The sequence below is a fragment of the Paraconexibacter antarcticus genome, from assembly GCF_024220175.1.
GTDB lineage: Bacteria > Actinomycetota > Thermoleophilia > Solirubrobacterales > Solirubrobacteraceae > Paraconexibacter > Paraconexibacter antarcticus.
The window spans coordinates 2,827,702-2,851,259 of the sequence record NZ_CP098502.1; the positions used below are offsets into that span (position 1 = coordinate 2,827,702).

The window sequence follows — 23,558 nt, forward strand, 5'->3', positions numbered from 1 at the left end:
CCGCATGAGCAGCTGGACGGCGGCCGACATCCCCTCCCAGGCGGGACGCACCGCGATCGTCACGGGCGCGAACAGCGGGATCGGCCTGGAGGCCGCCCGCGAGCTCGCGCGGGCGGGGGCGCACGTCATCCTCGCGGTGCGCGACCCGGCCAAGGGGGAGGCGGCACGGGCGCAGCTGCCCGGCAGCAGTTCGACCGGGGCTACCGGCGCTGGGCCGCGTACGCGCAGTCCAAGCTCGCGAACCTCCTCTTCACCTTCGAGCTGCAGCGGCGTCTGACGGCCGGCGGGTCGCCCGTCATCGCGACCGCGGCGCACCCCGGCTACTCCGCGACGCACCTGCAGTCCCACAGCGAGTCCTTCCGGGACGGGCTCATGCAGATCGCCAACCGCGTGTTCGCGCAGAGCGCCGCCACGGGGGCGCTCCCGACCCTCTTCGCCGCGACCGCGGACGTGCCGCCGGGCAGCTACGCGGGCCCGAGCCGGCGGCTGGAGTCGCAGGGGCCCCCGACGCTCGTCCGCACCGCGGCGGAGGCCCGGGACGAGGCCGTCGCCGCCCGGCTGTGGGCGCTGTCGGAGGAGCTGACAGGCGTCTCCTTCGGCCTCGCAGCGCCCGTGCCCGCCTGACGAGGGGTCGTTCGCCCGCACCCCGAGGCGTTCGATGGTGGCGCGTGCGGGGTATGGCCCGCGTATGCCTTCTGCGCTGCGCAACACCCCCGACCCCGCGCCCGAGGCGGGCGCCGCCTTCGCGGTGGATCGCCTCGCCGCGCGCCAGGGGACCCTGATCGTCGAAGGCCGCTGGTCCGGGGTGCGGGGGATGCGGTTCCTCCGTCCGACGCTCGTCGTCGAGGGCCGTCAGGTCCTCGCGACGCTCGAGCACAAGCCGTGGGCCCCCGCCGAGGGGACCCGCTGGACGGCCGCGTTCCCGTGGACCGACGGGGAGGACGCCCTGGCGACCGCGACGATGGAGGTCGCGCCGAGCGTCGTCGTCCCGCTCGGCCCGGACGCGATCGCCGCGGCGGCCGGTGCCCCGGCGCGGGCGAAGCGGTCCCGGACGTCCTCGGTGGCGCCGGTGCGGACGGTGGCGCCCGCGGCCGCGGTGGCGCCCGCCGCGCCGGAGCGTCAGGCGAAGGCTGAAGGCCGGCCGGCCGTGGAGGCGCCGGCCGTCGCCGCCGGCGACGCGGGGCTGCCCGGCGCCCGCCTGCCCGAGTACGACCCCGCCGAGACCCCTGACCCGGCGGTGCAGACCGCCCGCCGGGCGCTGCGCGACGCCGAGCGCGAGCGCGACGAGCAGGCCCGCGCCGCCCGCAGCGCGATCGCGGAGCGCGACCGCGCGCTGGCGCGCGTCGACGAGGCGGTCCGCGACCGCGAGGCCGCGGTCCGCACCCGCGACCGGATAAGCACCCAGCTCGAGGAGGTCGAGGCCGCCCGCGCCCGCGCCGAGCGCGAGCGCGAGGAGGGCATCGCGGCCGCGCGCCGTGAGCGCGACGAGCGTGTCGCCGCCGCCGAGCGCGAGCGCGACGAGCGCATCGCCCGGCTGGAGCGTGACCGCGACGAGCGCATCGCCGCGCTCGAGCACGAGCGCGACGAGGCCGTCAGGGCGCGGGCCGCCGCCCAGGGCCAGCGCGACGACGCGCTGCTCGCGCGGGACGCGTTCCGCCCCGTCCCCGGCGGTGACGCCGTCGGCGACGAGGCCGCGCCGACCCGCCCGGCGCCCGTGAGGCCGCGGCAGCCCACGGCCGTGACGCCTGCGGTGCGCGACGAGGACGACGACAGCCCGATCGGGATCCGGAGCGTCCCCGCCGCCCGCGCGGCCGGGCTGCGGCGCCGCGAGGACAAGCGCTCGCTCGGCGTCTTCGACGTGTGGGCGCTGCGCGTGCTGGCGACGGCGACCGCGACGTGCTTCCTCATCCTGCTCTTCTCGCTCGTGCGCCTGTTCCTGTAGGGGAGGGGCGGGGCGGGCGCCGCGGGCCGGACGGCCACGGTCCTCGCTAGGGTCGGCGGAGCCATGGCCGACCGACCTGACGAGCTCTTCCTCATCGACGGCAACTCGCTCGCCTACCGGGCGTTCTTCGCGCTGCCGGAGTCGATCGCGACGTCGACCGGCCAGCCGACGAACGCGATCTTCGGGTTCGCGTCGATGCTCGTGAAGCTCCTCACCGAGTACGGGGTGAAGCCGACGATCGTCGTGTGGGACGCCGGCTCGTCCGGGCGCAAGGAGCTCTCGGCCGACTACAAGGCGCAGCGCACGTCCCGCCCGGACCTGCTGAAGGAGCAGTGGCCCCACCTGCTCGAGATCGTCGAGGCGTTCGGCTACCGCAACACCCACGTCGACGGCTACGAGGCGGACGACGTCATCGCGTCGATCGCGCAGCGCGCTCGCGAGGCCGACCCGCCCGTCCGCTCGGTCGTCGTCACCGGTGACCGCGACGCCTTCCAGATCATCGACGACGACGGGATGGTCGCGATCATGGCGACCGGTCGCGGCATCACGGACACGAAGCTCTACGACCGGCAGGCGGTCATCGACCGCTACGGCCTCGCGCCCGAGCTCATCCCCGACTTCTACGGGCTCAAGGGCGACACGAGCGACAACATCCCCGGGGTCCCCGGCATCGGCGACAAGACCGGCGCGACGCTCCTGCAGCAGTTCGGCGACCTCGAGGGCGTCCTCGCCAACGTCGAGAACATCTCCGGCGCCAAGCGCAAGGAGAACCTCACGAACCACGCCGACGACGCGCGGCTCTCCAAGCAGCTCGCGACGATCCAGCGCGACGTCCCGGTCGACATCGACCCGACGCACGAGGCCGCCCGCGAGCCGGACCGCTCGAAGCTGCGCGAGGTCTTCCGCCGCTTCGAGCTGCGGGCGCCGCTGTCGCGGCTGGAGGAGGCCCTCGGTGTACCCGACCCCGCCCACCCCGGCGACGGCATCGGCGAGGGAATCCCCGGCGGGACGCTCACCGGGGACGTGCAGCTCACCGCGCGGGTGCGCGAGGCGACGATCGCCGATCTGCGGGTGCTCCCGCCCGGCCAGGAGGTCGCGCTCGCGGTCACGGTGCCCGAGGCGCCGGAGGGCGAGCTCTTCGCGATCGACGCCGAGGCGCGGTTCGGTGTCTCGGTCGGGGACGGCGGGGTCCTGACCGGGCCGTGCGCCGACGCGGCCGAGGTCATCGCGGCGCTCGGGGACCGCCCGGTCGTCGTCCACGACGCGAAGGCGGTCGGCCCGGTCCCGCCGAACCTCGCCCACGACACGCTCCTCGGCGCCTACCTGCTGGAGCCGGCCCGGCGCGGGTACCCGTTCGCCGAGCTCTGCGAGGAGCGCGGCCTGGCGACGAAGATCGAGGACCCCGCGGCGGCCACGTCGCTGCTGACGAGCGCGCTCGCCGCCTGGCAGCGGGAGCAGCTCACCGAGCGCGGCCTCGAGTCCCTCCTGCACGACGTCGAGCTGCCGCTCGTCGGGGTCCTCGCCTCGATGGAGGCGGCGGGCATGCGCCTGGACAAAGCGCGCCTCGCGCTCATCAAGGGCCGCGTCGACGAGGAGATCGGGCAGCTCGAGCGGGACGTGTGGGAGCTCGCGGGGGAGGAGTTCGTCCTCGGGTCGCCGCAGCAGCTCGGCCACGTCCTCTTCGAGAAGCTCGGCCTGTCGCGCAAGCGGCGCGGCAAGACCGGCTTCTCCACCGACGCCCGCGTCCTGCAGGCGATCCGCGAGGAGCACCCGGTCATCCCGAAGATCGAGCGCTGGCGCGAGCTGAACCAGCTCTCCAAGACCTACCTCGACGTCCTCCCGCACCTCACCGACGCCGAGGACCGCATCCACACGACGTTCCTGCAGGCCGTCGCGCAGACGGGGCGCCTGTCCTCGACGAACCCGAACATGCAGAACGTGCCGGTGCGGACCGAGCTGGGCCGCGAGATCCGCGGCTGCTTCCGCGCCGCCGACGGCCACGTCCTCGTGAGCGCCGACTACTCCCAGGTCGAGCTCCGGATCCTCGCGCACGTCGCCGACGAGCCGGTCCTCAAGGAGATCTTCATCCGGGGCGACGACGTCCACACCGCCACCGCGTCGACGGTGTTCCAGAAGCCGGCCGACCAGCTCACGCCGATGGACCGCTCGAAGGCGAAGATGATCAACTACGGCATCGTCTACGGCCTCTCGGACTTCGGCCTCGCCGACCGCCTGAACATCCCGCGCGAGGAGGCGAAGGCCTTCATCGACACGTACCTCGAGCGCTTCCCGAAGGTCGCGCAGTTCATGGCGGACACGATCGCGCAGGCGAAGGAGGACGGCCACGTCACGACGCTCTACGGCCGCCGCCGCCAGATCCCGGAGCTCCGGGCCCGCAACTACCAGGTGCGCACCCTCGGCGAGCGCCTCGCCGTCAACACCGTCATCCAGGGGACGGCGGCGGACGTCATGAAGCTCGCGATGATCGAGGCCTTCCGCGCCCTCGCGGCCTCCGGTCTCGCCGCCCGCATGATCCTCACCGTCCACGACGAGCTCGTCTTCGAGGCCCCCGAGTCCGAGGCCGACGCCGTCGCCGCCCTCGCCGTCGAGACGATGACGAAGCCCTGGCCCTACGAGCCGCCGCTGGCGGTCGACGTGGGGTACGGGGTGTCGTGGATGGACGCGAAGTAGGGCGGAGGCTCACGAAGGCCCCGACATACCTGCAGTTCGTGCGTGGCCGCGGGCGCGGAGGAGCGCCAGGAGGTCCGCGCTGACCCGGTCCCACTCCCTCGTCGCATGCCGCCAGGTGACGCGGAAGGTGACGAGGCCCACGGCGAGCGCCTGCTGATCCCGTCGGCGGTCGCTGTCCATGGCCAGGCGCTGCTGGTGCCACGTCCGGGAGTCGAGTTCCACGAGCACCCCGAGCTCGGCGAAGAAGAGGTCGGCCTTCGCGAGACGTCCGTCGGCGAGTTCCACGAGCTCGTTGCGCCGGTACGGCGGGAGCGGCAGCGCGCGCAGGAGTGGCAGCACGAGCGCCTCGAACTCACCGTGGGTGCGGCCGCTCCCCGGGTCGTCGACGGCGGCGTCGACGGCCGCGGACAGGGCACCTCGGCCGCGGTGCCCCGAACGGAGGTCGATCGCGCCGGCGACGCGCTCGACGGTCGTGAGCCGGAGGCTGAGCGCCTCGTTGAGCGCGATCGCGAGCGGATCGGGCGCGAGGCGAGCAGCGAGATCCAACAGGACGTGCTCCGCACGCAGGACCGGGAGGCCATGCCGCCGGCAGATCATCGACGGCGTCACCGCGACGTGGTGGACGGTGACCCCGTCGTGGCCGCGGCGGTGTGTCGGCGCCGCCAGGTGGATCTCGCCGTTCCACGGGCGGATCCCGAGGAGACCAGCCCCGCTGAGGTCGGTGAAGGCACTTTCGCGCCCGACCGCGAGGTGGGCGGCCCAGTGTCGGCCGCGCGGCGAGAGGGCGGCCGGTCCGACGGCCCGCACGCCGCGGTGGACGACCCGCAGGAGCCGCCGGTCGGTCGCGACGTCGATCGCGTGTCGCGTGAGTCCGCAGTCGCTGAGCTGGCGGACGTGCACGACATTCTCCTGCCGGGCCGCGACGACAGCGACCTGGCCCCAGGGTGGGTGACCCGCACAAAGTGCGCGTATGACCGGGTCTTCGTGCGGCACGACTCCCATCGTGCGGCCTGATCCTGCAACAGCACAACCGCATGGTTGCGCCGAAAGTGCGACGGGAGTGCGTCAGGCCGCCGCGAGCGTGCGGGGCGCGGCGACCGGCTCCGCCTCCGCGTTCGCCGGCGGGCGCGACTCGGGCCAGGAGGACTCGAGGGCGAAGGACGGCGGGGCGATCGCGAGGTAGTGGTTGAACGACCAGCGCACGAAGGACGGGCGGTCCATGATGTCCAGCGCGGTGTCCATCACCGGGTACTTGTTCAGCCAGCTGAAGAGGCCCTGCACGCGCCACAGCCACTTGAACGAGAAGGAGTGGTCGGCGGAGAAGGAGGAGTACCGCTCCAGGGCCTGCCCGCGGGACTGCCGGCCGTCGACGACGGCGCGCAGCTCGCGGCCGGCCGCGAGGCCGAAGTAGAGGGCGGTGCGGATGCCCTCGGCGGTCGTCGGCAGGCAGTGGCCGGCGGAGTCGCCGACCATGAAGACGCCGTCGTCGGTCGCCTCGCGCAGGACGTGGGGGATCCAGTTGCCCTGGTAGCCGTCGAGCGGGACGCCGATGTCGTTCGCGAGGTCGACGGTCGGCCGCTTGACCTTCACGTCCGGGTCGAAGGAGCCGACGCCGACGCGGACCTCGTCGCCCGCGGGGAAGGCCCACGAGTAGCCGGGACGGATGTAATCGCAGTCGAGCCACAGCTCCATGTCGCGCGCCTGCGCGTCGGCGACCTTGGGGTGGACCTCGAGGCCGCGGGAGAGGCGGGCGTTCGGCGGCTGGATCGCGTCGGGCGAGGACGACAGGACCCGGCGCCAGCCGAGCGCGTCGACGACGAGCGGCGCGCGCAGGTCGCCGCGGTCGGTGTGGACGGTGTGGATCGCGCCGCCGCGGGTGATGCCGTCGACCTTCGCGTGCTCGAAGGGGACGTCCGGCGACTGCTCCTTCAGGAGGGCGCAGATCTTCTTGTAGTCGAAGGTCGAGAACGTCCACGGGAGCGCCCAGCGGTAGGTCTTCGTCGCGCGGCGGCCGCCCTTCTCCTGGCCGCGGTGGATGACGAGGTCCGAGAAGGTCTGGACGATGGACGCGGAGAGGCCCATGTTCTCGAGCCACTCGGTGGGCGCGGCGCAGGCCGAGGTCTGCCGTTCGCCGATGTCGTAGCGGTCGATGAGGAGGACCTTCGCACCGCTGCCGGAGAGCTCCCGCGCGACCGTCAGCCCCGCGAAGCTCGCCCCGCAGACGAGCACGTCGTAGTCGCCTTCGAGGGGCGTGCGCTCCTCGCCTCGTTTCGTCGCTCTGACCGGCATCGCCAGGGACCTTATCCGGGGTGCTCACCGCACGGCTTCGTCGTGGCGCAAACCGTTACCCTGAAACGTTCATGACCCAGACCATCACACCTACGACTCCGTCGGAAGCCAAGATCGTCCCCGGCTCCGACGGCCTGCTCCTCGAAATCGACGGGCAGATCGTCCCCAACTACGACGCAACGTTCACGCTCTTCGAAGAGGGTGAAGTGGTGAGCGGCAAGGTCGTCCGCATCGACAAGGACGAGGTCCTCGTCGACATCGGCTACAAGAGCGAGGGGGTCATCCCCTCCAACGAGCTTTCGATCCGCAAGAACGTGGATCCGAACGAAGAAGTGACGATGGGCGAGGAAGTCGACGTCCTCGTGCTCACCAAGGAGGATCAGGACGGGCGTCTGATCGTCTCCAAGAAGCGCGCGCGCTTCGAGAAGGCCTGGCGCCGCATCGAGGCAGCCGCGGAGAGCGGCGAGCCCGTCGAGGGCCTCGTCATCGAGGTCGTCAAGGGCGGCCTCATCATCGACCTCGGCGTCCGCGGCTTCCTGCCGGCGTCGCTCGTCGACATCCGCCGCGTGGCGAACCTCGACGAGTTCATGTCGCAGACCATCGAGTGCAAGGTCATCGAGCTCAACCGCTCGCGCAACAACGTCGTCCTCAGCCGCCGTGCGGTGCTCGAGGAGGAGCGCAAGGAGCAGCGCCAGGAGATCCTGGACCGCCTGCAGCCCGGCCTCGTCGTCGAGGGCCAGATCTCGAACATCGTCGACTTCGGCGCGTTCGTGGACCTCAACGGCATCGACGGCCTCATCCACATCAGCGAGCTGTCGTGGTCGCACGTCAACCACCCGTCGGAGATCCTCAACATCGGTGACACCGTCGCCGTGAAGGTCCTCGACATCGACCGGGACCGCCAGCGCATCTCCCTGGGTCTCAAGCAGACGCAGGAGGATCCGTGGCAGCGCGTCGTCGACACGTACAACGTGAACGACGAGCTCGCCGGCAAGGTCACGAAGGTCGTCACGTTCGGCGCCTTCGTCGAGATCCTCGACGGCGTCGAGGGCCTGGTCCACATCTCCGAGCTCGCCAACCACCACGTGGAGAACCCGCGTGAGGTCGTGCAGCCCGGTGACGAGGTCCGCGTCCGCATCCTCGAGATCGACTCCGAGCGCCGCCGGCTCTCGCTGTCGGTCAAGCGCGTCGACGGCCAGGTGCTGCCGCTGCGCCCGATCGAGGGTCTGCTCGACTCCGACCTGGACGACGTCTCGGACCTCGGTCTGAGCGAGGAGGTCTTCTCCTCGCCGCCGAACGTCCCGACGCTGCAGCCGGTCGACGAGCTGGGTGAGACGCTGGAGGCCCCCGCCGAGGAGGCCGCCGCGACCGAGGTTGAGGAGGCTCCCGCCGAGGAGGCCGCCGCGACCGAGGTTGAGGAGGCTCCCGCCGAGGAGGCCGCCGCGACCGAGGTCGAGGAGGCTCCCGCCGAGGAGGCTGCCCCCCCCGCCGAGGAGGCCCCCGCGGCCGAGACGGCCGACGAGGTCCCCGCCGAGGAGACCCTCGAGGCGCCCGCCGAGTCCACCGAGGACGAGGCGCCCGCCGCCGAGTAGTCCTGAAGCGGGACGGACGTCCCGCACCGCCCGACCCCGTCGCGACGCATCATCGCGACGGGGGCCGGGCCGGACACCCCTCATGCCCGCCGACCTCACCGTCCCGTTCATCGGCCTGACCGGCGGGCTCGGGTCCGGCAAGTCCACCGCGCTCGCCGCCCTCGGGCGCCTCGGCGCGATGACCCTCTCGACCGACGCGGTCGTCCACGAGCTCTACACGGACGACGCGGAGCTCCGCGCGCTCGTCGTCGAGCGCTGGGGGGACGGCGTCGCGCCCGGCGGCGTCATCGACCGCGGCGAGGTCGCCAAGCACGCCTTCGCCGACCCCGGCGAGCGCAAGTGGCTCGAGCAGCAGATCTGGCCACGTGTCGCGCAGAAGGTCGTCGACTTCCGGGCCGCCGCGAACGCCGCGCGGGCGGGCGGCGCCGACGTCCCCGCCGCCGTCGTCGAGACGCCGCTGCTCTTCGAGGCCGGGATGGAGCAGGCCTACGACGCGACGATCGCGATCGTCGCGGACGAGGCCGTACGCGCGGAGCGCGCCTCCGCGCGTGGTCACCATGCTGTCGACGAACGGGCCGCGGCGCAGCTCACCCAGCAGGAGAAAGCCGACCGGGCGACGTATGTCGTCGCAAACTCCGGAACTGTCGAGGAACTCGAGGAGGCACTGTCCTCCGTGCTCGGCAGACTGTGAGTCGACGCCGACGCCGCCGCCGACCGTGACCACCCGATCCGCCTCCCAGCGCGCCGCCCAGCGGCGCCCCGCCAAGCCGCGCCCCTCCGCGGAGGACCGTCGCCGCGCCGGCGTACGGTCCCGGGCCCCCCAGCGGCGCCGGCGGCTGTTCGTCGTCCTCCTCACGATCGTCGCGAGCGCCGGCCTCGCCGCGATCGTCCTGCCGCACTTCGGCGACAAGCTCAAGGAGATCACCCTCCCGCTGCGCCACGAGGACATCATCCGCCAGCAGGCGAAGGACAAGGGCCTGGACCCGGCGCTCATCGCGGGCGTCATCTACGCCGAGTCCCACTTCCGCGACGGGCAGACGTCGAGCGCCGGCGCGCTCGGCCTCATGCAGCTCACCCCCGAGACGGCGAAGGACATCGCGCGCCGCTCCGGCGGGTCGGCCTTCGACGTCAAGGATCTCGCCACCCCGCAGGTGAACATCAGCTACGGCGCCTACTACCTCCGCGGGCTCGAGCGCAGCTACGGCGGCAACGACACGCTCGTGCTCGCCGCCTACAACGCGGGCCAGGGCAACGTCGACAAGTGGCTCCGGCAGGCCCAGGCGGAGGACCGGACGTTCACGGTGAGCGACATCCCGTTCCCGGAGACGAAGGCCTACGTCGAGAAGGTCCTGCAGGCACGCAACGACTACCGCGCCAACTACGCCTCCGAGCTGGGCCTGCGCTGAGCACGGGCCGGGCCGGGCCGGGCCGGGGGGCCTCGCGCCGCCCGCGTCGCTGCCGCGGTGATCGCGGACCCGACCTGACCGCAGGCGCGGCCTGCCGGGCGGCACGGTCCCGACCCACCGCTACGCTGCCTGGACCGTGCCTCCGTTCCGTCTCGACAGCGTCTACAGCCCCGCCGCCGACCAGCCGAAGGCGATCGACGCGATCGTCAAGCACGTCGAGGCGGGCGACCGCTACACGACGCTCCTCGGCGCCACGGGCACCGGCAAGACGATGACGATGGCGGCGTCGATCGAGCGGCTGCAGAAACCGACGCTCGTCATGGCGCACAACAAGACGCTCGCGGCACAGCTCTGCAACGAGTTCCGGACGTTCTTCCCGGACAACGCCGTCGAGTACTTCGTCAGCTACTACGACTACTACCAGCCCGAGGCGTACGTCCCGTCGAAGGACCTGTACATCGAGAAGGACTCGGCGATCAACGCGGAGGTCGACCGCCTGCGCCACGCCGCCACGGCCGCCCTCTTCGCCCGCCGCGACGTGATCATCGTCGCCTCGGTGTCCGCGATCTACGGCCTCGGGTCGCCGGAGACCTACGACGACAACCTGCAGAACCTCGTCAAGGGCGCGGAGATCGACCGCGACGAGCTGCTGCGCAAGCTCGTGACGATCCAGTACACGCGCAACGACGTCGCGCTCGGCCGCGGCTCGTTCCGGGTGCGGGGCGAGGCGCTCGAGATCTTCCCCGCCTACAGCGACTCGACCGCCTACCGCGCGACGCTGTTCGGCGACGAGATCGAGCGGCTGCAGGAGTTCGACCCGCTCACCGGCGAGCTCGTGCAGGACGACCTCGAGCACGTCGCGATCTGGCCGGCGTCCCACTACAACGTGCGCGACGGCACGATCGACGCCGCCGTCGCCGCGATCGGCCGCGAGCTGAACGACCGCTGCGCCGAGCTCGAGGCCGAGGGCAAGCTCCTGGAGTCCCACCGCCTGCGCCAGCGCACGCAGTACGACATGGAGATGCTCAAGGAGATGGGCTTCTGCAACGGGATCGAGAACTACTCGGCGATCCTCGACGGCCGCGCCCGTGGCGACCGCCCGTACTGCCTCATCGACTACTTCCCCGACGACTTCGTCTGCTTCCTCGACGAGTCCCACCAGACGGTGCCGCAGATCGGCGCGATGTTCGAGGGGGACCAGGCGCGCAAGCGCACCCTCGTCGACTTCGGCTTCCGCCTGCCGTCGGCGATGGACAACCGGCCGCAGACCTTCGACGAGTTCCTCTCGATCACGCCGCAGATCGTGTTCGTGTCGGCCACCCCCGGCAAGTACGAGCGGGTGCACTCCGGCGAGGTCGTCGAGCAGATCGTCCGCCCGACCGGCATCGTGGATCCGTCCGTCGAGGTGCGCCGGACGAAGAACCAGATCGACGACCTCATGAACGAGATCCGGCTGCGGACCGACCGCTCGGAGCGGGTCCTCGTCACGACGATCACGAAGAAGATGTCCGAGGACCTCACGGACTACCTCCTCGAGATGGGGTTCCGCGTGCGCTACCTGCACTCGGAGATCGACACGCTCGAGCGCATCCAGATCATCCGCGACCTGCGGCTGGGGGAGTACGACGTGCTCGTCGGGGTCAACCTCCTGCGCGAGGGGCTCGACATGCCCGAGGTGTCGCTCGTCGCGATCCTCGACGCCGACAAGGAGGGCTTCCTCCGCGGCGAGACGTCGCTTATCCAGACGATCGGCCGCGCCGCCCGCAACTCCGAGGGCGCGGTGATCATGTACGCCGACAAGGAGACGGCGGCGATGAAGGCGGCCCTCGAGGAGACCGACCGCCGCCGCGCGATCCAGCTCGCCTACAACGAGGAGCACGGCATCACCGCGACGACGATCTCCAAGGGCGTCAGCGACATCGCCGAGTTCCTCCAGGCGGAGGGCAAGACGCCGAAGGGCCGCAAACGCTCCGAGCGCAAGCGCAAGGACGTCGGCAGCGGCGCCCCGCAGGACCTCGAGAAGGCGATCGTCGAGCTCGAGGAGGAGATGCTCGCGGCGGCCGAGGAGCTGCGCTTCGAGTACGCGGCGCGGCTCCGCGACGAGATCCGCGACCTCAACCGAGAGCTCAAGGGCCTGCAGAACGCGGGCGTCACCTCGGACTGATGCGGGAGCTGCAGGGCGCCGTCCTCGCCTGGTACGCGGAGGCCGGGCGCGACCTGCCGTGGCGCCGGACGACGGACCCCTACGCGATCCTGGTCAGCGAGGTCATGTCGCAGCAGACCCAGGTGGCGCGGATCGTCCCGCGCTACGAGGCGTGGCTCGAGCGCTGGCCGACGGAGGACGCGCTGGCGCAGGCGTCGGTGGCGGACGTCCTCGGCGCGTGGGTCGGCCTCGGCTACAACTCGCGGGCGCTGCGGCTGCGCGACGCGTGCGCGGTGGTCGCGCGGGACGGGTGGCCCCGGACGGCGGCGGGGCTGCGTGCGCTCCCGGGCGTGGGCCCCTACACGGCGGCGGCCGTCGCGTCCTTCGCCTTCGGCGAGCAGGTGGCGGCGGTCGACACGAACGTGCGGCGCGTCGCCGGGCGGATCGGGCTCGGGACGCCCGACGAGCTCGTCCCGGCCGGTGACGCGGCGACCTGGAACCAGGCGACGATGGAGCTCGGGGCGCTCGTGTGCGGCGCGCGCCGGGCCGCCTGCGACGCGTGCCCGGCGGCGCCGTGGTGCGGGTCGGCCGGGCAGGTCGTCGTGACGGCGCGCGGCGCCCGCGGCGCCGGCGTCCGGTTCGAGGACACGAACCGCTGGGTCCGGGGGCGCGTCGTCGCGGCCCTCACGGCCGGGGAGGACCTGCCGAAGGACATCGATCCGGAGCGACTGGCGACCGCGGTCGACGGCCTCGTGCGGGACGGGTTGCTCCGGCGGGAGGGCAGCACGGTGGCGCTGGCGGACGGCGAGCCCGGCGCAGTCGTTCGGTAGGGTTGCCGCGAGCTGATCTGACCCGGGAGGCGCGGCGCCGTCGTAGCCCGCCCGGTATCTGACGAGGAGCAAACACGTGGCCCTGGATCGCCAATCCATCGAGAAGAAGGACTTCCCGATCGCCCGCCGGGGCTATGACCCGGAAGCCGTCGACGCCCACCTGGAGCGCGTCGCGGCCGAGGTCGAGAGCCTCCGGTCCGAGCTCGCCGCCGGTGGCGGGGCCGCCCCCGCCACGGCCGGCGCCGCCCCGACCCCGCGCAGCAGCCCGGCGTCGCTCGCCATCGCGGCGTCCGAGCAGGTGCGCGCGATCGTCGAGGCCGCCGAGACGAGCGCCGCCGGGATCGAGGCCGGGGCCCACGCCGAGGCCGACCGCATCCGCCGCGAGGCCGAGGCCGCCGCGCGCGCCACCCGCGACGACGCCGTCGACCGCAGCGAGGACCACGTCGGCGCCGTCGGCGAGGCCACGTCGCTCATGCTGCAGCGGGTCGACGCGATGGAGAGCGAGATCACCGCCCTGGTCGAGAGCCTGCGCACCGGGGCCAACCGCCTCGGGGCCGACCTCTCGCTGCTGCAGGGGAACCTCGGCGAGCTGTACGACGCGGCCGGCGCCACCGCGCCGCCCGCCGCGGCGGAGGCCCCGCGGGCCGCCGCTCCGAAGGCCGCCGCTCCGAAGGCCACCCCGCCCGAGCCCAGGCCGGCGCCGCCGGAGCCGGCCGCCGAGGAGCCCGTCCGGTCGCTGCCGCCGATCCCGGAGGAGGCCCCGGACCCGTCCCCGCACGTGGAGGCCCCGATCATCCCGCCGGGTCTCTTCACCCCGACCGAGCCGGTCCCGCCGCGCGAGGAGCGCACGGGGTCCGTCCTCGACGAGCCGTACGCCGACGCGGCGCCCGCCGCGGAGCCCGCGGCCGACGCCGGCACGGGCGGGGAGGCGGACGTCGACGGTGCCCGCCTCATCGCGCTGAACATGGCCCTCAACGGCGCGAGCCGCGAGGAGACCGACGCCTACCTGCGCGACAACTTCGACCTCCCGGACCGGGCGGCGCTGGTCGCCGAGGCGTTCGCGACCGTCGAGGGGTGAGACGGTCGGCCGGAACCCCGCAGATTGCGGGGTTCCGGTCAGCATGCAGGCAGGGGAACGTCTGTTCGGGCGGCTAGGATTATGTCTTCATGTCGAAGGCCAACAGCATCGTCGTCTCGGGCGCCCGGGAGCACAACCTCAAGGACGTGTCCCTGACGCTGCCCCGTGACGCGCTCACGGTGATCACCGGCCTCTCGGGGTCGGGGAAGTCGTCGCTCGCCTTCGACACGATCTACGCCGAGGGGCAGCGCCGGTACGTCGAGTCGCTCAGCGCCTACGCGCGCCAGTTCCTCGGGCAGATGGACAAGCCGGACGTCGACTCGATCGAGGGGCTCTCGCCCGCGATCTCCATCGACCAGAAGACGACGTCGAAGAACCCGCGCTCGACCGTCGGCACCGTCACGGAGATCTACGACTACCTGCGCCTGCTGTGGTCGCGGATCGGCCACCCGCACTGCTACAAGTGCGGCGCGCCGATCGCGGGCCAGTCGGTCGAGCAGATCATCGACCAGGTCATGGAGCTGCCGGAGGGCTCGCGCTTCATGGTCATGGCGCCGATCGTCCGGGGCCGCAAGGGCGAGTACGGCAAGCTCCTCGCCGACCTCCGCGCCGACGGGTACGCCCGTGCGAAGGTCGACGGCGAGCTGCGCGGCCTCGAGGAGGAGATCGTCCTCGACAAGAAGTTCAAGCACGACATCTCGCTCGTCGTCGACCGCCTCGTCATGCGCGGCGAGGTCCGCAAGCGGCTCGCCGACTCGATCGAGACCGCCATCGCCCTCGCGGACGGCATCATCGAGGTCGAGATCCTGCCCGGACGCGACGCGCCCGCGGGGACGGCCGGCGAGGTCCTCACCTTCAGCGAGAAGTTCGCCTGCCTGAACTGCGGCACCTCGATGCCCGAGCTCGAGCCGCGGATCTTCTCCTTCAACTCGCCGCACGGCGCCTGCGACCGCTGCACCGGCCTCGGCTCGATGATGGAGATCGACCCGGGGCTCGTCGTGCCGGACCCGTCGCTGTCCCTCGACGAGGGCGCCATCACGCCGTGGGCGAACTCGAGCTCGCAGTACTACGACCAGATCGGCGAGGCGATCTCGGACGCCTACGGGATCGACCGCACCGTCCCGTTCCAGAGCCTGCCCCAGGCGGAGCAGGACCTCTACCTCTTCGGGCTCGGCGACGATCGCGTCCCCGTGACGTACAAGAACCGCTACGGGCGCACACGGTCCTACAACGCGCGCTTCGAGGGCGTCATGCCGAACCTCGAGCGGCGCTACCGGGAGACCGACTCCGAGCAGATCCGCGAGCGGATCGAGGAGTTCATGGCCGTCGTGCCGTGCCCCGCGTGCAAGGGCTCGCGCCTGCGGCCGGAGTCGCGGTCGGTGCTCGTCGGCGGGACGGCGATCCACGAGTTCTGCTCGCTCTCCGTGCGGCGGGCGATGACGTGGCTCGACGAGGTCCAGCTCACCGAGACCGAGCGCCACATCGCGCGGCTCATCGTCCGCGAGATCGAGGAGCGCCTGCGGTTCCTGGAGAACGTCGGCATCGGGTATCTCTCGATGGACCGTGCGGCGGCGACGCTGTCCGGCGGCGAGGCGCAGCGCATCCGCCTGGCGACGCAGATCGGCTCCGCGCTCGTCGGCGTCCTCTACGTGCTCGACGAACCGTCGATCGGCCTGCACCAGCGGGACAACACGAAGCTCATCAGGACGCTCGAGCGGCTGCGCGACCTCGGCAACACCGTCCTCGTCGTCGAGCACGACGAGCAGACGATGCGCGCCGCCGACCACATCGTCGACATGGGGCCGGGCGCGGGCGAGCACGGCGGCCACGTCGTCGCCGAGGGCACGGCCGACGAGATCGCGCTCGTGAAGGCGTCGCTCACCGGGCAGCACCTCGCGGGCACGTCGGTCATCCCGGTGCCGGAGAAGCGCCGCAAGCCGAGCGGCCACCTCGAGATCCGCGGCGCGAAGCAGCACAACCTCAAGGGCGTCGACGTGCGCGTGCCGCTCGGGACGCTCACCTGCGTGACGGGCGTGTCGGGCTCGGGCAAGTCGACGCTCGTCAACGAGGTCCTCTACAAAGCCGTCGCGAACAAGCTGCACCGGGCCCGCCAGCGGGCGGGCGCGCACACGGCCGTCCTCGGTCTCGACGCCGTCGACAAGATCATCGCGATCGACCAGTCGCCGATCGGGCGCACCCCGCGCTCCAACCCGGCGACGTACACGGGCCTGTTCGACGTCATCCGCGACATCTACTCCAAGACACAGGAGTCGCGGGCCCGCGGCTACAAGGCCGGCCGCTTCTCGTTCAACGTCAAGGGCGGGCGCTGCGAGGTCTGCAAGGGCGACGGGCAGATCAAGATCGAGATGCACTTCCTGCCGGACGTCTACGTCCCCTGCGAGCAGTGCCACGGCAAGCGGTACAACAAGGAGACGCTCGACATCCGCTTCAAGGGGAAGTCGATCGCCGACGTCCTCGCGATGCCCGTCGAGGAGGCCGTCGTCTTCTTCGAGAACATCCCGAAGATCCGCCGCCGCCTGGAGACGCTGAACGACGTCGGCCTCGGCTACATCCGGCTCGGGCAGCCCGCCACGACGCTGTCCGGCGGCGAGGCCCAGCGCGTGAAGCTCGCGACGGAGCTGTCGAAGGTCGCGACCGGCCGGACGCTCTACATCCTCGACGAGCCGACCACGGGCCTGCACTTCGCGGACGTCCAGCGGCTGCTCGTCGTCCTGCACCGCCTCGTCGACCAGGGCAACTCGGTGGTCGTCATCGAGCACAACCTCGACGTCATCAAGACCGCCGACCGGCTCGTCGACATGGGTCCCGAGGGCGGGGAGGAGGGCGGCACCGTCGTCGCCCAGGGCACGCCCGAGGAGGTCGCCGCGGTCGCCGCGTCCTACACGGGGCAGTTCCTGCGCGATCTCGTCGTCCCCGCCGAGGTGAAGGCCAGCCGCCGGATGCCGAAGCCGCCGGCCCGCAAGGCGAAGGCCGCCGCGTAGCGCGGGGAGGGCCGTTCGTCTCGGTGCGCCGCGGCCGCGACACCGCGGCGCCCGGCGGGGTCCACGCCGGACACGGTGAGACGTCGCGGAGGGGCCACGTGGGCTCCGTACGGCCACGGGATGCCGTACGGGCCCACGCAACCGCCGTCCGGTCCGGCCGGGCCCGAAGGCGTGGCCGGGGGGTCGGTTCGCTCCCACCCCGAGAGCGAACACGGTCGGCGCCCCCGCCGAGGCGGGGACGAAGTCGCTGATCCGGATGTCTCGCCCGGACCGTCCTCAGTGGACACGGACATCGTCGGCCACCTGGGGTCTTCACCCCATAGGCTATCCGTCCAGGTGGGTCTGTTTTCGACCTATACCGCGCCCGGGAGGCCGGGGGACGGGGGCGGGGCGGGCCTCAGGGATCGAGACCGTCGTCCGACGAGCCTGAGCCGCCGGACGTGCCCGACCCCGACGCGGCGGCCGACGCGGACCCCGAGGTGCCTGACGCCGAGGTGGTGAGGGGGACGGTCGTGGTGCTGCCGGAAGGGGACTCCTCGAAGGCGTCCGACGAGCCGGAGCCGGAGCCGCCCGAGGTCGACGGGGCGCCGGAGGTCGTGGCCGTCGTGGCGGTGTCGCCCGAACCCTCGGACGAGGAGCCGGAGCCACCCGACGGCGTGCCGGAGCCCTCCGATCCGCGATCGTCCGAGGAGCCCGAGGACCCGCCGGAGGAAGAGGTCGAACCCGAGTGGTGCGACCCGCCGTCGTCGCGCCCGGCCCCGCCGTGCGAGGCGCCGCCCCCGCCCGAGGTGCGGTCCTCGCCGGATCCGGACGAGCCCGCTGAGGACGAGTGCGACGGGGTGCGGCCGTCGCCGCTGTCGTCGCCGGAGCGGTGACGGCCGCCCCGACCGCCGCCGCGGCGGTGGGAGGACGACGAGCCGTGCGGCGCCGGGGCCTTCGCGGTGAGCGCGACCGGCACGGGGGTCGCGGGCGCGGGCGCGGGCGCGCTCGCCGCGTCCGTGGCGACCGCCGGAGGGGCGGGCGCGGCGCCCTGGACCCGCGCCGGCGCGTGGTGACGGTGGTGCAGGGGGGACGGCACGACGCCGGTGCCGACCGCCGCGCCGCCGGCGAGGGCGCCGCCGGCGAGCAGGCCGGCCGAGAGCTTCGCGAGACCGGCGCCGAGCCCGGCCCCGGCGGCCGCGGCGGTGCGCTCCCCGGCGGGCCCGGCGCTCATGGCCTCGGCGATCCGGGTGAGCAGCGGATAGGGCGTGGCGGCCGCGGCCGCGGCGCGCACGGCCGCCCGGGCCCGCATGAGGTGCTGGCGGGCGGCCCCCGCCGTCACCCCGAGGGCGCCGGCGATCTCGGCGTGGGAGCGCCCCTCGAGCTCGCGGAGGACGAGCGCGTCGCGCTGGGCGGCCGGGAGCGCGGAGATCGCGGCGAGCGTGCGCTCGAGGTGCTCGCGGCGCTCGACGGTGTCGGCGACGTCGTCGCTGCCGCGGCTGAGCGTCGCGCCCGCGGCCGCCGGGTCGTCGAGCGACCAGCCCTCGCGTTCACCACGGAGCAGGTTCACGGCGGCGTTGTGGGCGATGCGGTAGAGCCAGGCGCGCAGGTCGGTCGTCGTGACGTCGTGCTCGGTCAGGGCGCGGTGGGCGTTGACGAAGGTCTGCTGGACGGCGTCCTCCGCGCGCTGCTCGCCGACGAGCCTCGTGCAGTACCGGAGCAGGGCCGGTCGGTAGCGATCGACGAGCGTGCCGAACGCCGGTCCGTGGCCGTCCTGGACGAGGCGGACGAGACGCTCGTCGGACTGCAGGCGGAGCAGCGGCTGACCGGCGAGGCGGATGGGCTCTTTGAGAAGGCGGGGCTGCATCGGAAGGACGTGTCGAGGATGACCGTACAGCGGCCGGGGCGCCAGCCCCGGCCCATGGGACATTGGTCGTAGTCGGGGCCTGACCGGGCCCGATCCCTGAGACACGCGGGCGCGGGAAAGATCACACGGTCGCGGTGCCGATCTCCCGGGCGGTCTGCGAGCCTTCGGCGATGACCGCCGCACAGGCCCGGCTGTGGCTCCAGAAATGGCGCTGGTACCAGCGCTCCTCGCTGCCGTGGGCGCGCGCGCAGATCCACTGGGAGTTCGCCCGGCGCGAGGCGTTCACACGCTGGCCGGTGCACGGCAACGTCCTCGAGGCGCTCCGCGCGGGGCGGCTGGAGCTCGGCCCGCAGGTCATGCTCGAGCCCGGCGTGTGGCTCACCTGCCCCGACCCGGGACGGATCCGTATCGGCGAGGGGTCGTTCCTCAACCTCGGCGTGCAGGTCGCCGCCGTCGAGCTCGTGGAGATCGGCCGCCACTGCATGTTCGCGAACGGCTGCTTCGTCACCGACGGCAACCATCGCTTCGACGATCCGGCCGTGCCCGTCCCGTGGCAGGGCTTCACGACCAAGGGGCCGACGCGGATCGGCGACAACGTCTGGTGCGGGGCGAACGTCGTCGTCACGAGCGGGGTGACGATCGGGCAGCGGTCGGTGATCGGATCGAACTCGGTGGTCACGACCGACATCCCGCCGTTCTCGATCGCGGCGGGCGCGCCGGCGAAGGTGCTGAAGACGATCACCTACCCCGAGTCCGAGGCCCCGCTCACGGCGGGGTGACCGCGGATGCCTACTTCGTCGTGATGATCGTCACGCCGTAGGCGATGATCGCCAGGAAGGCGAGCGACGAGACCGCGGCGAGGACCGCGTAGGCGGTGGCCGCGGCGGGCCGGTCCGCCTGGCGCATGTCCGTGGAGCGGGTCGCGCCGAGGATCGTGAGGGCGAAGACGACGCTGACCCCGATGCCGGCGAGAGCGCCGGACCAGATCGTCTGCCACAGCGCCTCGGTGTCGATGAGCTTCGCGAGCACGAACACGGGTCAGCCCTCCGCCGCCGTGAGGATCGAGCCGCGACGGGCACGGCGCGCGAACAGGCTCGCGAGGAGCACGAGCGAGGCGACGGACACGACGAGCGGCCCGGCTGCGCCGTCGCCGAAGATCGACGTGACGCCGTAGACCGCGCCGCCGATGATCGCCGCGGCCGGGATGGTGAGCAGCCACGCGACCATCATGTTGCCCGCCACGCCCCAGCGCACCGCGCTGAGCCGCTTCGCCGCGCCCGACCCCATGACGGCGCCGGAGATGACGTGCGTCGTGGAGAGCGGGAAGCCCGCGTGCGAGGCGGCGAGGATCGAGGCGGCGCCGGCGCCCTGGGCGGCGAAGCCCTGCGCGGGGTCCATCTTGATGATGCGGCTCCCCATCGTCCGGATGATGCGCCAGCCGCCCGAGTAGGTCCCGAGCGCGATGGCGCTGGCCGACGAGACGACGACCCAGGTGGGCACGTGGAAGTGGTTCGGGTCGATCGAGCCGTGGGCGACGAGCGCGAGCGTGATGATGCCCATCGTCTTCTGCGCGTCGTTCGTCCCGTGGGAGAGGGCGAGCAGTCCGCTGGAGGCCCACTGGCCGAGCCGGAAGCCGCGGTTGACGGGGCCCGGCCTGAGCCGCCCGACGACCCGGTAGGTGATGAGGATCGACAGCCCGGCGACGAGGAACGCGAGCACCGGGGCGATCAGCGCCGGGATGACGACCTTGCTCAGCAGGCCCTCGCCGAGGATCGAATCCGCGCCGTGGGCGACGAACGACGCGCCGACGAGCCCGCCGATGAGCGCGTGCGACGAGCTCGACGGAAGCCCGAAATACCACGTGATGAGGTTCCAGGCGATCGCTCCGATGAGGCCGGCGAAGACGATCGTCATCGTGATCGAGCCGGAGTCGACGATGTCCTTGCCGACGGTCGCGGCGACCTTCAGGGAGAGGAACGCGCCGACGAAGTTCAGGATCGCGGCGAGCGTGACGGCGAGCTTCGGCGGGAGCGCGCGCGTCGAGATGCCGGTGGCGACGACGTTCGCGGTGTCGTGGAAGCCGTTCGTGAAGTCGAACCCGAGGGCGGTGACGACGACGATGACGAGGATGATGTCCGAGTGCACGGGCGGGGCCGGGGAGGGGGGACAGCCGGTCGGCGCGAGGTCAGCGGTTCTTGATGACGATCGCCTCGAGGACGTTCGCGACGTGCTCGGTGGCGTCGATCGCGTCCTCGAGACGCTCGAAGATGTCCTTCCACCGGATCACGACCATCGGGTCGATCCCGGTGTCGAAGAGCGAGGCGATGGCCTCGCGGCAGAGGCGGTCGCCGTCGTTCTCGAGGCGGTTGACCTCGACGGTGTAGTGGCTGATGTCGCGGAAGTCCCGCATCCGCGGCATCGCCTCGGCGATCTGCCGCGTCGCCTGCAGCAGGATGTGGGCCATCCGCTGCGACTGCTCCATCGGGGCCTCGATCTTGTAGAGGCCCATGTAGTCGGAGACTTCCTCGGTGAAGTCGATGATGTCGTCGAGGGAGCTCGTCAGCTCGAGGATGTCCTCACGCTCGATCGGCGTCACGAACGTGTTGTTCAGCCGCTTGATGATGTCGTGCGTGATGCGGTCGCCCTCCTGCTCGACGATGAGGATCTCGCGGGCGAGGTCCGGGTTGTCGGGCCAGGTGCGGAGCATCTGATCGAGGAGGTCGGCCCCGCGCACCGCGTTCCCCGCGGCCTCCTCGAAGAGATCGAAGAACTCGCGGTCCTTGGGGGCGAAGACCTGGGAGAGGCGTGCCATGGCGCGGCCAGCCTACTGTGAACGTCAGGTGAAAGCCGTGTGACGGGTGCGCGCGGAGCCATCGGGACCGCAACCCTCGTCCCACCGCGGTGGGCGTGATGCCGGTACGGTCTGGCGTCTGTGAACGCGAAGGCCTCCACCGTCACCGTCACCGGGCCCGACAGGGGGGCCCTGATGGCGAATCTCACCGTGCGCTTCGGGCGCGTCGAGGTCGTCTCCGAGCGCCAGATCGTGCTCCCGGGCGGCGCCCGCGGGTGGGAGCTCACCGTCGAGCACCGTCCGTTCGTGAGCGACATGTCCTCCGGGCGCGGCGCGGCCCCCGCGGCGGCGGCGGCCGCGGCCCCGGTCGCGAAGCCGGCGCCGCCCCCGTCCGCTGCTGAGCCCGCCACCCCCGCCACGCCGCCCGCCCGCACCGACGACGTGGAGGGCGCCGCCCGCGCCGCCGAGGCGGAGGCCGCCCGCGTCGCGGAGGCCCGCGAGGCCGCCGAGGCCGAGGCTGCCCGTGCCGCCGCCGAGCGCGTCGCCGCCGAGGAGGAGGCGACCCGCCGCGCCGAGGAGGCGGAGGAGGCGCGCCGCACCGCCGACCGGGACCGCAGCGAGCTCGAGGCCGTCCGCGCGCAGGTCGCCGCGGCCCACGCCGAGACCCGCGCCGCCCGTGCCGAGGCCGAGGCCGCCCGCCGGGAGGCCGAGGCCCTCCGCCGCCAGACCGACGCGCTCCGCGCCGAGGTCGCCGCCGCCCACGAGCAGGCGGACGCGCTGCGTGCCGAGGCCGACGCGGCCCGCGAGCAGGCGATCGCCGCCGCGGCCGACGCCGACGGCGCCCGCGCCGAGACCGCCGCCCTCCGCGCCGACGCGGAGGCCCGCTCCGAACGGGTCCTCGCCGAGGTCCGCGCCGAGGCGGACCGCGCCGTCGCCGACGCGCGCGAGGAGGCCGACCGTGCTGTCGCCGAGGCGAGGACCGAGGCGTCGACCGCCGCCGACGAGGCCCAGGCGCGCGCCGTCGAGACCGTCGAGGAGCATCGCGCCGAGATCGAGCGGCTGCGCTCCGAGCTCGAGTCCGCCGCCGCGCGCGAGCGCGCGGACCTGAAGGCCGAGCTCGACGCGCAGCGTCACGAGCTGCAGGAGCGCTTCGCGCGGGACCGCGCCGCCATCCAGCAGCAGGCCGACGAGCGCCTGGAGCGCGAGCGCGCGGACCTCGAGGCCCAGACGGCCGCGGCGGCGGAGGCGCTGCGGGCCGAGATCGACGCCGAGCAGGCGGCCGCCCGCGAGGAGATCGAGAAGTCGCGCCAGGCCGTCGACAAAGAAGTCGAGGCCCGGCTCGCGCAGCGCGAGGCCGAGGCGCTCGCCGAAGTCCAGCGCAGGCTCGACGACGCGAGCGTCGAGGCGGCCCGGCTCGTCGAGGAGGGGCGCCGCGACGGCGGGGACCTGCGCCGTCAGGCCGAGAACGAGCTCGCTGCGGCCCGCGCCGAGGTGCGCGAGCAGATCCGCACCGCCCGCGAGCAGGCCGCCGCGCTGCTGTCCCTCGCGCGTGCCGAGGCGGACACCGCGGCCGCCGACTCGGCCGAGCTCGCCAAGGTCGTCAAGGCGCTGAGCGACCGTGTCCGCGACCTCGGCCGGCGCCTGGAGACCGACGTCACCCAGGCCCAGCGGCAGATCACCGAGCGCACGTCGCTGCAGTCGGTCCAGGCCCGCCACCGCGCGGAGAACCCGGACCTCCAGGCCAGCGCGACGGCGATCGCCGCGCAGGTCGTCCGCCTCATGGGCGAGACGGACGACGAGCAGCCGAGGAAGCGCTGACGGAAAGGTGAACGAAGGTTCCGTGGGTCAGGAGCCCCCTGAACCTTCATTCAGGTTCCGCAGCCCGGGTCAGACGGGCGCGCCTTCGACGCCGATGTCGCCGAACACCGCCCGGAGTCCGGGCCGGGTA

At 72.9% G+C, this 23,558-nt stretch carries 17 protein-coding genes and 1 pseudogene; 12 read left to right on the forward strand and 6 right to left on the reverse strand.

What is annotated here, in order from left to right:
• The first annotated feature begins 4 nt into the window (after positions 1-4).
• The 3 genes and pseudogenes from NBH00_RS25525 (at position 5) to polA (ending at position 4,633) form a co-directional block, all read left to right on the forward strand.
• A pseudogene (locus NBH00_RS25525) lies at positions 5-624 on the forward strand (SDR family NAD(P)-dependent oxidoreductase).
• Between the two features lie 64 nt (positions 625-688).
• Positions 689-1,942, forward strand: a complete 1,254-nt coding sequence (locus tag NBH00_RS13900) for a hypothetical protein (protein ID WP_254569193.1) — start codon at positions 689-691, stop codon at positions 1,940-1,942.
• 63 nt (positions 1,943-2,005) lie between these two features.
• The gene (gene polA / locus NBH00_RS13905) at positions 2,006-4,633 is read left to right on the forward strand and encodes a DNA polymerase I (protein WP_254569194.1); all 2,628 of its coding nucleotides are present in this window, start codon (positions 2,006-2,008) and stop codon (positions 4,631-4,633) included.
• Between the two features lie 9 nt (positions 4,634-4,642).
• On the opposite strand, the gene NBH00_RS13910 is transcribed toward polA, so the two are convergent.
• A complete protein-coding gene (locus NBH00_RS13910; protein ID WP_254569195.1) occupies positions 4,643-5,533 on the reverse strand; it encodes a putative endonuclease domain-containing protein in 891 nt (296 codons plus the stop codon).
• A 165-nt stretch (positions 5,534-5,698) separates the two neighbouring features.
• Positions 5,699-6,922, reverse strand: coding sequence for an NAD(P)/FAD-dependent oxidoreductase (locus NBH00_RS13915; RefSeq protein ID WP_254569196.1), 1,224 nt, complete (start codon positions 6,920-6,922; stop codon positions 5,699-5,701).
• A 71-nt stretch (positions 6,923-6,993) separates the two neighbouring features.
• Between NBH00_RS13915 and rpsA the strand changes: the two genes are divergently transcribed.
• From rpsA to uvrA, 7 genes are all read left to right on the forward strand, one after another.
• Entirely contained in the window at positions 6,994-8,514 is a 1,521-nt protein-coding gene (gene rpsA / locus NBH00_RS13920; protein WP_254569197.1) for a 30S ribosomal protein S1, read from the forward strand.
• Positions 8,515-8,596: 82 nt separating this feature from the next.
• Positions 8,597-9,205 (forward strand): dephospho-CoA kinase, encoded by a 609-nt coding sequence (coaE, locus tag NBH00_RS13925; protein WP_254569198.1) that lies wholly within the window; start codon positions 8,597-8,599, stop codon positions 9,203-9,205.
• Between the two features lie 25 nt (positions 9,206-9,230).
• Positions 9,231-9,920, forward strand: coding sequence for a lytic transglycosylase domain-containing protein (locus NBH00_RS13930; protein ID WP_254569199.1), 690 nt, complete (start codon positions 9,231-9,233; stop codon positions 9,918-9,920).
• 136 nt (positions 9,921-10,056) lie between these two features.
• The gene (gene uvrB / locus NBH00_RS13935; protein WP_254569200.1) at positions 10,057-12,084 is read left to right on the forward strand and encodes an excinuclease ABC subunit UvrB; all 2,028 of its coding nucleotides are present in this window, start codon (positions 10,057-10,059) and stop codon (positions 12,082-12,084) included.
• The gene (locus tag NBH00_RS13940) at positions 12,084-12,893 is read left to right on the forward strand and encodes an HhH-GPD family protein (protein ID WP_254569201.1); all 810 of its coding nucleotides are present in this window, start codon (positions 12,084-12,086) and stop codon (positions 12,891-12,893) included. Before uvrB ends, NBH00_RS13940 begins: the two co-directional genes overlap by 1 nt.
• A gap of 76 nt (positions 12,894-12,969) precedes the next feature.
• Complete coding sequence (locus NBH00_RS13945; RefSeq protein ID WP_254569202.1) at positions 12,970-13,971, forward strand: DivIVA domain-containing protein; 1,002 nt, start codon at positions 12,970-12,972, stop codon at positions 13,969-13,971.
• 89 nt (positions 13,972-14,060) lie between these two features.
• Positions 14,061-16,973, forward strand: coding sequence for an excinuclease ABC subunit UvrA (gene uvrA / locus NBH00_RS13950; protein WP_254569203.1), 2,913 nt, complete (start codon positions 14,061-14,063; stop codon positions 16,971-16,973).
• A 397-nt stretch (positions 16,974-17,370) separates the two neighbouring features.
• Here the strand turns inward: uvrA and NBH00_RS13955 are convergent, their stop codons facing one another.
• Entirely contained in the window at positions 17,371-18,819 is a 1,449-nt protein-coding gene (locus NBH00_RS13955; protein WP_254569204.1) for an RNA polymerase sigma factor, read from the reverse strand.
• A 170-nt stretch (positions 18,820-18,989) separates the two neighbouring features.
• On the opposite strand from NBH00_RS13955, the gene NBH00_RS13960 reads away from it, so the two are divergent.
• The gene (locus NBH00_RS13960; RefSeq protein WP_254569205.1) at positions 18,990-19,598 is read left to right on the forward strand and encodes an acyltransferase; all 609 of its coding nucleotides are present in this window, start codon (positions 18,990-18,992) and stop codon (positions 19,596-19,598) included.
• A gap of 10 nt (positions 19,599-19,608) precedes the next feature.
• Here NBH00_RS13960 and NBH00_RS13965 read toward each other — a convergent pair whose 3' ends face one another.
• Genes NBH00_RS13965 through NBH00_RS13975 form a run of 3 tightly spaced genes read right to left on the reverse strand, consistent with a single transcriptional unit; the run spans position 19,609 to position 21,631 of the window.
• On the reverse strand, positions 19,609-19,854 hold the full coding sequence (locus NBH00_RS13965; RefSeq protein WP_254569206.1) for a hypothetical protein: 246 nt from the start codon (positions 19,852-19,854) through the stop codon (positions 19,609-19,611).
• 3 nt (positions 19,855-19,857) lie between these two features.
• Entirely contained in the window at positions 19,858-20,964 is a 1,107-nt protein-coding gene (locus tag NBH00_RS13970; protein ID WP_254569207.1) for an inorganic phosphate transporter, read from the reverse strand.
• Positions 20,965-21,004: 40 nt separating this feature from the next.
• Positions 21,005-21,631 carry a DUF47 domain-containing protein gene (locus NBH00_RS13975; RefSeq protein WP_254569208.1) on the reverse strand — a complete coding sequence of 209 codons (627 nt, stop codon included), beginning with the start codon at positions 21,629-21,631 and terminating at the stop codon, positions 21,005-21,007.
• A gap of 174 nt (positions 21,632-21,805) precedes the next feature.
• On the opposite strand from NBH00_RS13975, the gene NBH00_RS13980 reads away from it, so the two are divergent.
• Positions 21,806-23,428, forward strand: coding sequence for a coiled-coil domain-containing protein (locus NBH00_RS13980; protein WP_254569209.1), 1,623 nt, complete (start codon positions 21,806-21,808; stop codon positions 23,426-23,428).
• Positions 23,429-23,558 lie beyond the last annotated feature (130 nt).

What these genes read in the sequence shown, in the direction of transcription:
- NBH00_RS13955 (WP_254569204.1), bottom strand. Translation starts at nt 18,819, where the DNA reads ATGCAGCCCCGCCTTCTCAAAGAGCCCATCCGCCTCGCCGGTCAGCCG.
- NBH00_RS13980 (WP_254569209.1), top strand. Translation starts at nt 21,806, where the DNA reads ATGGCGAATCTCACCGTGCGCTTCGGGCGCGTCGAGGTCGTCTCCGAG.
- NBH00_RS13975 (WP_254569208.1), bottom strand. Translation starts at nt 21,631, where the DNA reads ATGGCACGCCTCTCCCAGGTCTTCGCCCCCAAGGACCGCGAGTTCTTC.
- coaE (WP_254569198.1), top strand. Translation starts at nt 8,597, where the DNA reads ATGCCCGCCGACCTCACCGTCCCGTTCATCGGCCTGACCGGCGGGCTC.
- NBH00_RS13940 (WP_254569201.1), top strand. Translation starts at nt 12,084, where the DNA reads ATGCGGGAGCTGCAGGGCGCCGTCCTCGCCTGGTACGCGGAGGCCGGG.
- NBH00_RS13915 (WP_254569196.1), bottom strand. Translation starts at nt 6,922, where the DNA reads ATGCCGGTCAGAGCGACGAAACGAGGCGAGGAGCGCACGCCCCTCGAA.
- polA (WP_254569194.1), top strand. Translation starts at nt 2,006, where the DNA reads ATGGCCGACCGACCTGACGAGCTCTTCCTCATCGACGGCAACTCGCTC.
- uvrA (WP_254569203.1), top strand. Translation starts at nt 14,061, where the DNA reads ATGTCGAAGGCCAACAGCATCGTCGTCTCGGGCGCCCGGGAGCACAAC.
- NBH00_RS13960 (WP_254569205.1), top strand. Translation starts at nt 18,990, where the DNA reads ATGACCGCCGCACAGGCCCGGCTGTGGCTCCAGAAATGGCGCTGGTAC.
- NBH00_RS13900 (WP_254569193.1), top strand. Translation starts at nt 689, where the DNA reads ATGCCTTCTGCGCTGCGCAACACCCCCGACCCCGCGCCCGAGGCGGGC.
- rpsA (WP_254569197.1), top strand. Translation starts at nt 6,994, where the DNA reads ATGACCCAGACCATCACACCTACGACTCCGTCGGAAGCCAAGATCGTC.